The organism is Frankia sp. CcCS3, from assembly GCF_977927575.1.
On record NZ_CDWRCL010000190.1, the window covers coordinates 1 to 7,946 of the forward strand.

The window sequence follows — 7,946 nt, forward strand, 5'->3', positions numbered from 1 at the left end:
GCGCCCGCGCCGATGCGGGCCCGGTCGTGGCGGGCGGCGCGGCGGCCTGCGGCGGACCCGTCGTCCCGGCGGCCGTCCCCCCCCGTCGCCAGCGGGTTCGGCGTCGACCCCGTGACGGTGGGCGTGTCGTCGCCACGGTTGAGCACCAGGGCCGCCGCGAGGCCCCCACCGAGCAGCATCGCGAGCAGCGCGGCCACCGCCACGGCGGCTCCACGCCGCCCGTCGCCCCCGCTCCCGCCTCTGCCTCTGCCCAGCCCGACACGCCACCCGTCGTCCTCCCAGCCGGCCGCGTCGTGGCTCACGGTCGGCGGGGCGGGCGCGCGGTGGTGGGCGGGATCGGGACCGTAGCCGGCGCCGCGGTACCCCCCATCGCGGTACCCCCCATCGCGGTACCCCCCATCGCGGTACCCCCTGTGGGGACCCTCGCCGTCCGGCGGGGTCGGCGGCAACGACCACCAGCGGGCCAGCGCCGTCTCGCTGGCCCGGTCTGATTCGGTGGGGGAGTGGACGTCGTGGCCGACCAGTCGGGCGAGCAGCTCGGCGGCTGCGGGGCGGCGCGCCGGCTCCTTGTCCAGAGCCGCCCGCACGACGCCGGCCAGGGACGTGGGCAGCCCGTCGAGGTTGGGCTCCGCGGTGAGGATCTGCATGCCGATCGCCTCCGCCCGTTCGCCCCGGAAGGGGGGCCGGCCGGCTGCGGCGAAGGTGACGCAGGCCCCCCAGGCGAAGATGTCGGCCGCGGGCCCGGCCCGCTCGCCGCGCAGCTGCTCGGGCGCCATCCAGACCAGGGTGCCGATCAGCATTCCCGTCCGGGTGTGGCTCGTGTTGTCCCCGGCGCGGGCGATGCCGAAGTCGATGACCTTCGGGCCGTCCCAGGTGAGCAGGATGTTCGCCGGTTTGAGGTCGCGGTGCACCACCCCGGCGGCGTGGATCGCGACCAGGGCGTCGGCCAGGCCGACGGCGAGTCCCTGGACCAGTCGATCGTCGAGCCGGCCGCGGGTGGCGACCGCGTCCGCCAGGTTCCTGCCCTCGACGTACTCCGTGGCCATCCACGGCCGTTGCCCGGTCAGGTCGGCGTCGAGCACGGCGGCGACGGCGCTGCCCCTGACTCGGCGGGCCGCGTCGACCTCGTGCCGGAAACGGGACCGGAACTCGGGATCGTCGGCGAGTCCGGCCGACGGCACCTTCACGGCCGCCGGCTTGCCGTCGGTGTCGAAACCGAGGTAAACGACGCCCATCCCACCCGCGCCGATGCGGTTCGCCAGCCGGTAAGGGCCGATGCGCCGGGGGTCGTCCGTGGTCAGGGGCGTCAGCACGCCGCTTGCCTTCTCTCCGTCGTCGGGTGTCGGGGTGGCCCGGGTGTCGGGGTGGCCCGGCGGTTCCGGCGCACCTCGCGACGGTGCGGGGTGGAGATGCGCCGATTGTCTCCCGTGCGGTCCCCTGCACTTATCTGACGGCGTCGTCTTCGCTTTGTGTCAAGGATCCGCCACCTGGGAGTCGAAATGAAATAACTTGCGCGTTTCGAACCCTCCACGGGCCTGTGATCTGCGATGATGCTCTCGATCACGTATTTGTTACTTCATTACGTCCCCCTGATGTGTGCGGTGTGGTCGACGCGCCGCCGTTACGCCCTGACGGCCTTCGCGAGAAGATTTGGCCCATGCTCGGCATAGAACGAAAGAATTAGAGGTTGTAGCGTAATCTTGCAGAGATATCTTCGTAAGAAGGTCGACGTCGCCGAGACGGCTCGTGGGGTGGCGACGGGATCCGGATGGAAGTGGTCCGGGGGGGAGGAGAGCGGGATGGTCGTCCCCTTGCAGCCGGCCCAGCCCCTGCAGCCGGCCCAGGTGTCTGCGTCCGGTGCCCGGCCGGCGGGTGCCCGGCCGGCGGAGGGGTTGCCGGCGGAGGGGCTGTCGGCGGACGCAGTGCTGAGCACGCTCGGTCGCCACGTCCTCGTCGACGGCTTCGACCTCGTCTGCGACCTGGCGATGAGCCGTGGCAGCGTGCTTGTCGACGCCCGTGATGGGCGGCGCTACCTCGACCTCTACAGCTTCTTCGCGTCTGCGCCGCTCGGGATCAACCCGTCGGACCTCGTCGACGACGCGGGCTTCGTCGCTCGGCTGGGTCGGGTGGCGGTCAACAAGCCGGCGAATCCGGACGTCGCCACCGTCGCTTACGCCGAGTTCGTGCGGACCTTCGCCCGAGTCCTCGGCGATCCGCAGTTGCCGCATCTGTTCTTCGTCGAGGGCGGGGCCCTGGCGGTGGAGAACGCGCTCAAGTGCGCCTTCGACTGGAAGAGCCGGCACAACGCGGCGCTCGGCCGTCGGGTTCTGCACCTGCGGAACGCCTTCCACGGACGCAGCGGTTACACCCTCTCGGTCACGAACACCGATCCGGTCAAGACCGAGCGTTTCCCCGTCTTCGACTGGCCGCGCATTGACTGCCCGGCGATGGTGTTTCCCTGCGTGGGGCCGGCACTCGACGCGGTGATCGCCGCGGAACGTGTCGCGCTCGGCCAGGCCGAGGCCGCCTTCGCCGCCCATCCCCACGACATCGCCTGCTTCCTGGCCGAACCGATCCAGAGCGAGGGCGGGGACAACCACCTGCGGGCCGAGTTCTTGGCCGCGATGGCCGAGCTCTGCCGGCGCCACGACGCGCTGTTCGTGCTCGACGAGGTGCAGACCGGTGTCGGCGCCATCGGCTCGGCATGGGCCTACCAGCAGCTCGGCCTGCGCCCGGACGTCGTCGCGTTCGGCAAGAAGGTCCAGCTCGGCGGGGCGATGGCCGGCCGGCGGGTCGACGAGGTCGCCGACAACGTCTTCCGCGTGCCCGGGCGGATCAACTCCACCTGGGGTGGTGGCCTGGTGGACATGGTCCGCGCCACCCGCATCCTGGAGATCATCGAGGCGCGGGGGCTCATGGCCCGGGCCGGCGAGCTCGGCGTGGGCATGCTCGCCGGGCTGACGGAGCTCGCGGCCCGCCACCCCCGGCTGCTGTGCAATCCCCGTGGGCGCGGTCTGCTCTGCGCGGTGGACCTGCCGGGCAGCGCCGTCCGGGACGAGGTGCTGCGGCGGCTGCGGGTGCGCGAGGGAGTCCTCGCGCTGCCCGCCGGGGAATGGGCCATCCGGTTCCGACCGGCGCTGACGGTGAGCGCGGAGCAGCTCGCCGCCGGGATCGCGGCCCTCGGCCGGGTCCTCGACGGGCTGCCGGGCGGATTGGATGGGCCGGGCGGATTAGATAGGCCGGATGGACCCGGCGGACCGGATGGGGGATCGTCATGACGCTGGTACGGCCACGGCGGGTTGGTGCGCTTATTGCCGGACGCCCGCAGGCCGGACGTCCGCAGGACGGGTGCGCGCCGCCCGGCGCGGCCGAAGCGGAGCTCACCCCGGTCCGGACGGTGCCCTCGACCAACCCGGCCCGGAGACGATCCTCGCCGCCGCGGTGGCGGCCCGTGACGCCCAGCGCACCTGGGCAGACGTGCCGGCCCCGGTCCGGGGAAGCGTGATCGGCAATCTCGGCCGGCTCGTCGCGGACAATGCCGCCGCGCTCGCCCGGCTCGTCACCCGGGAGATCGGCAAACCGGCGGCCGAGGCTCGCGGCGAGGTCCAGGAGATCATCGACACCTGCGAGTTCTTCCGCGGCGAGGGACGCCGGCTTTACGGCGAGACCGTTCCCTCCGAGATGCCGGACAAGCAGCTGTTCACCTTCCGGGAGCCGGTCGGGGTGATGATGGTGATCACCGCGGGGAACTTCCCGGTGGCGGTGCCGTCCTGGTACATCGTGCCGGCCCTGCTCGCCGGCGACACCGTGGTCTGGAAGCCGGCCGAGTACGCGGAGGCCTGCGCGCAGGCCCTGGTCGAGCTGATGGCCGCCGCCGGGGTTCCCGCCGGCGCGGTGAACCTCGTGCCCGCCGACGGCGCGGCGACGTCGCTCGGGCTGGAGCGGGCGCTGGCGGCCGGCGTCGTCGACAAGGTCGGTTTCACCGGATCCACCGAGGTCGGCCGGTTTATCGGCGCCCTGTGCGGCCGGTACCTGCAGTCGCCGTGCCTGGAGCTCGGCGGGAAGAACCCGATGGTCGTCGCGCCCGACGCCGACCTGGATGCCGCCGTCGAAGCGGCGGTGTTCGCCGGGTTCGGCACCGCCGGGCAGCGGTGCACCTCGCTGGGCACGGCGATCGTGCACGAGTCGGTGCACGCCGAGTTCGTGCGTCGGCTCGACGCCGCCGTGTCCGCGGCGGTCGTCGGCGACCCGACCCGGGACGTGCTGTACGGGCCGCTGCTCGACGCCAGGTTCGCGGCCGGGTTCGCCGACCATCTCGACCTGATCCGGGACCATCACCGGATCTTCGGGTCCACCGCGGTGGGACGGATCACGTCGGCCGGTTTCGGGACGTCGGCCGGCTCGTTGGCGCAGGCGGGGCCGGCGGTGCCGGGAAGGTGGCCGGGCGGACCGCGCCGCGGCTTCGTCGGCGATCCCGACTCCGGGTTGTACTACCACCCGGTGGTGCTCGACGGCGTGCGCCCGGACGACGAGGTGTTCCGCGAGGAGACGTTCGGCCCGATCATCGGCGTTACCACCTACCGCAGCCTCGACGAGGCCATCGACCTGGCGAACCTGCCCGGCTACGGGCTGTCGTCGTCGATCTACACCGGCGATGCGGCGAGCGCGTTCCGGTTCCGGCGTGGGGTGCGGGCCGGGATGGTCAGTATCAACTCCTCGACGTCGGGCGCGGAGGCCCACCTGCCCTTCGGCGGCAACGGGCGGTCCGGCAACGGAAGCCGCCAGTCCGGTCGCTGGGTCCTCGACCAGGTCACCCGATGGCAGTCGATGAACTGGGACTACTCCGGCAGGTTGCAGAAGGCCCAGCTCGACACGGCCGTGCCCCCGGCCGACCTATCCTTCCGCCTGTCGGACCCGTGAGTTCCGGCTGAGACGGGTGCCATGTCGCCGTGCTGCCATGTCGCCTCGCCTCACGGACCCGATGGCGTTTTTCTCGACGACGCGGGACAACGCGGCCGGTCACGGCGGATCGGGGCGTCCGGAGGTTCCGCCGCCCCAGTGTGCTGCCGCATCTCGCCGCATCCAGGACTGGGCCCCGGCGCCCGGCGCCGGTCCGCGCCATAGTCGGCGCATGCCAGACCTGGTGACGCAACCGATGCCCGGGATGCGGCCGACCCCCGGCACACGACGGGCCGGCCGCCGGGAATGGGCCGGTCTCGCCGTGCTCGCTCTGCCCTGCCTGCTGCTGTCGATCGACGTGACCGTGCTGTACTTCGCCCTGCCGTTCATCACCGCACACCTCGCCCCGAGCAGCGCCCAACTGCTCTGGATCGTCGACATCTACTCCTTCGTGCTTGCCGGCCTGTTGATCACGATGGGGACGGTCGGCGACCGGATCGGGCGTCGCCGGCTCCTGCTCTACGGCGCGGCCGTGTTCGGAACCGCGTCGGTACTCGCCGCCTACGCCACCGGCCCGGTCATGCTGATCCTCGCCCGGGCGGCGATGGGCGCCGCCGGTGCCACCCTGATGCCGTCGACTCTCGGGCTCATCCGGGTCCTGTTCGTCGACCCGGACCAGCGGCGCGTCGCCGTCGCCATCTGGACGGCGAGCTTCTCCGGCGGTGTTGCGCTGGGACCGCTGCTCGGCGGATTCATGCTGGAGCACTTCTGGTGGGGCGCCGTCTTCCTGATCAATGTGCCGGTGATGCTCCTGCTGCTGGTGCTGGGTCTCGCGTTCCTGCCCGAGTTCCGGGATCCGCGTCCCGGCCGCTTCGACCTGACCAGCGCCGGGCTCTCCCTCGCCGCCGTCCTCAGCGCGGTCTACGGCATGAAGCGCATCGCCGAACACGGCTGGACCGCCGTTCCGATGACCGCCTTCGTCGTCGGTGTGGTCCTGGGTGGCCTCCTCGTGGCCCGGCAGCGCCGGGTCGACCAACCGCTGATCGACCCGCGGCTGTTCGCGTCCCGCGCCGTGCGCACGGCGTTGGCCGTCAACGCCCTCGCTCTGTTCGCCCTCGTCGGGTTCAGCTTCTTCGCCACTCAGTACCTGCAGCTCGTGGCGGGCCTGACCCCGCTGGTCGCCGGGCTGTGGACGATGCTGCCGGCGACCGCGATGATTATTTCTGTGCTGGCTGCACCCCGGCTGCTGCGGCTACTGCGGCTGGGCGGTGCGCTCGGCGTGGGGCTGGTCGTCACCGCGCTGGGATTCGGCATCGCCAGTCGGCTCGGCGTCTCCGGGGGTCTGCCGGTGCTGCTCGGCGCCTATGCCGTGCTAATCAGCGGGGTCGGTGTCGTCCTCACGATCTGCACCGACGTCGTGCTCGGCAACGCCCCACCCGAACGGGCGGGTTCGGCCTCCGCCCTGTCCGAGTCGGCCATCGAGTTCGGGGGCGCGCTCGGGGTCGCCGTTCTCGGCAGCATCGCCACCGCCGTCTACCGGAACGAGGTGCCGACGCGGGCACCGTCCGGCCTGCCCACGATCGCGGTCGACGCGGCGCGGGAGACCCTCGGCGGTGCGGTGGAGGTCGCCCACCGGCTTCCCGGCGGCCTCCACCCCGGTGGCCTCGGCGACATGTTGCTGCGGGTCGCACAGGAATGCTACGTCGACGCGATGTCGGTGACCGCCATGATTGCTATGGCGGTCATGGCGGCCACGGCCGTCGCCGTCGTGATGGTGCTGCGCCGGGACGGTGCGCCGTCGACGCCTGGGTCGTCAACAGCTGGGTCGTCGACGGCCGGGAACGCGGTCGCCGAGCGGGCCGAGAGCATCGGCACCGAAGGGTCCGACCGCACGGTGGCGGACTCCGCCGCTCCCGGGTCGTAGGCGCCGTTCCCGGGGCCTAGCTGGGTCAGCCGGCCGTCGGCTGGCTCAGTGCTGTCGGCTGGCTCAGTGCCGTCGTGGGCGTCGGTGCTGTCGTGGGCGTCGGTGCTGTCGCGGGCGACTCGAAGCGGGGCCGCAGGGGCATGCCGGCGGCGTCGGCGTCCGGCCGAACCGCGAGGGTCTGGTGGATCTGGGTCCGTCCGCTCTCGAAGCTCAGCGCCGATCCGGCCATATAGAGCCGCCAGACGCGGGCCCGACCCGCCCCGACCATGCCGACCGCGGCCGGCCAGTTCTTCTCCAGCAGGCATACCCAGGCCCGCAGGGTCAGCGCGTAGTGCTCGCGCAGGGACTCGACGTGGCGCGCCTCGAAGCCGGCCGCCTGCATCAGGGAGACCATGACCCCGATCTCGTGTAGTTCCCCATCCGGGAAGACATAGCGATGGAGGAAGTCGCGTCCCCTCGGCAACGGGACCGGGCCGAGGCCGGGCCGGGCCCGGCGGGCCCCCGCGGGGTCGCCGGGGAACGAGATGCCGTGGTTGAGCAGGCGCCCCCCCGGGCGCAGCAGCCGGTACAGCTGGTCGAAGTAGGTCGGGAGCATCGCCCGGCCGACGTGCTCCACCATGCCGATGGAACTGATCGCGTCGAAGGGGCCGTCCGGGATTTCCCGGTAGTCCTGCAGGCGGATCTCGATGACGTCGGCGAGGCCCGCCTCGGCGACGAGGCGGCGGGCCTGCGCGGCCTGTTCCACCGAGATGGTCACCCCCACGCCGCGGACCCCGTGATGGCGGGCGGCGTGGATCAGCATGCTGCCCCAGCCGCAGCCGATGTCCAGTAGCCGCTCGCCGGGACGCAGGCCCAGCTTGCGGCAGACCAGCTCGTGCTTGGCGTTCTGGGCGGCGTCCAGGCCGACCTGCGCCGATTCCCACACCCCGCAGGAATAGGTCATCGTCGGGCCGAGGACGAGGCGGTAGAACGCATTGGACACGTCGTAGTGGTGGGATATCGCCGCCGCGTCCCGGTCCCGGGTGTGCTGCCGGCCGCGCAGCCGGCTCTCCTCGGGCGGCGGGGCCGGCGGGCGCGGGCCGAGTTCGCGCAGCAGGGTCGCGGCGGCGCGGGCGGTTGCGCC

Annotated in this window: 3 protein-coding genes and 2 pseudogenes; 3 read left to right on the top strand and 2 right to left on the bottom strand. The window is 72.5% G+C overall.

The genetic code is table 11. The features are described from left to right. On the bottom strand, window positions 1–1,313 hold a 1,313-nt coding region (locus AC08OQ_RS15160), incomplete at its 3' end, for a serine/threonine-protein kinase (protein ID WP_476612132.1). Window positions 1,314–1,799: 486 nt separating this feature from the next. Here AC08OQ_RS15160 and lat point away from each other — a divergent pair. From lat to AC08OQ_RS15175, 3 genes and pseudogenes are all read left to right on the top strand, one after another. Then, complete coding sequence (lat, locus tag AC08OQ_RS15165; protein WP_476601762.1) at window positions 1,800–3,278, top strand: L-lysine 6-transaminase; 1,479 nt, start codon at window positions 1,800–1,802, stop codon at window positions 3,276–3,278. Next, a pseudogene (locus tag AC08OQ_RS15170) lies at window positions 3,275–4,920 on the top strand (aldehyde dehydrogenase family protein). Before lat ends, AC08OQ_RS15170 begins: the two are co-directional and overlap by 4 nt. A 244-nt stretch (window positions 4,921–5,164) precedes the next feature. After that, window positions 5,165–6,685, top strand: a pseudogene (locus AC08OQ_RS15175) (MFS transporter); the annotation flags it as partial. 163 nt (window positions 6,686–6,848) lie between these two features. Here AC08OQ_RS15175 and AC08OQ_RS15180 read toward each other — a convergent pair. After that, the coding region (locus tag AC08OQ_RS15180) for a class I SAM-dependent methyltransferase (RefSeq protein WP_476612133.1) at window positions 6,849–7,946 on the bottom strand (1,098 nt) is incomplete at its 5' end.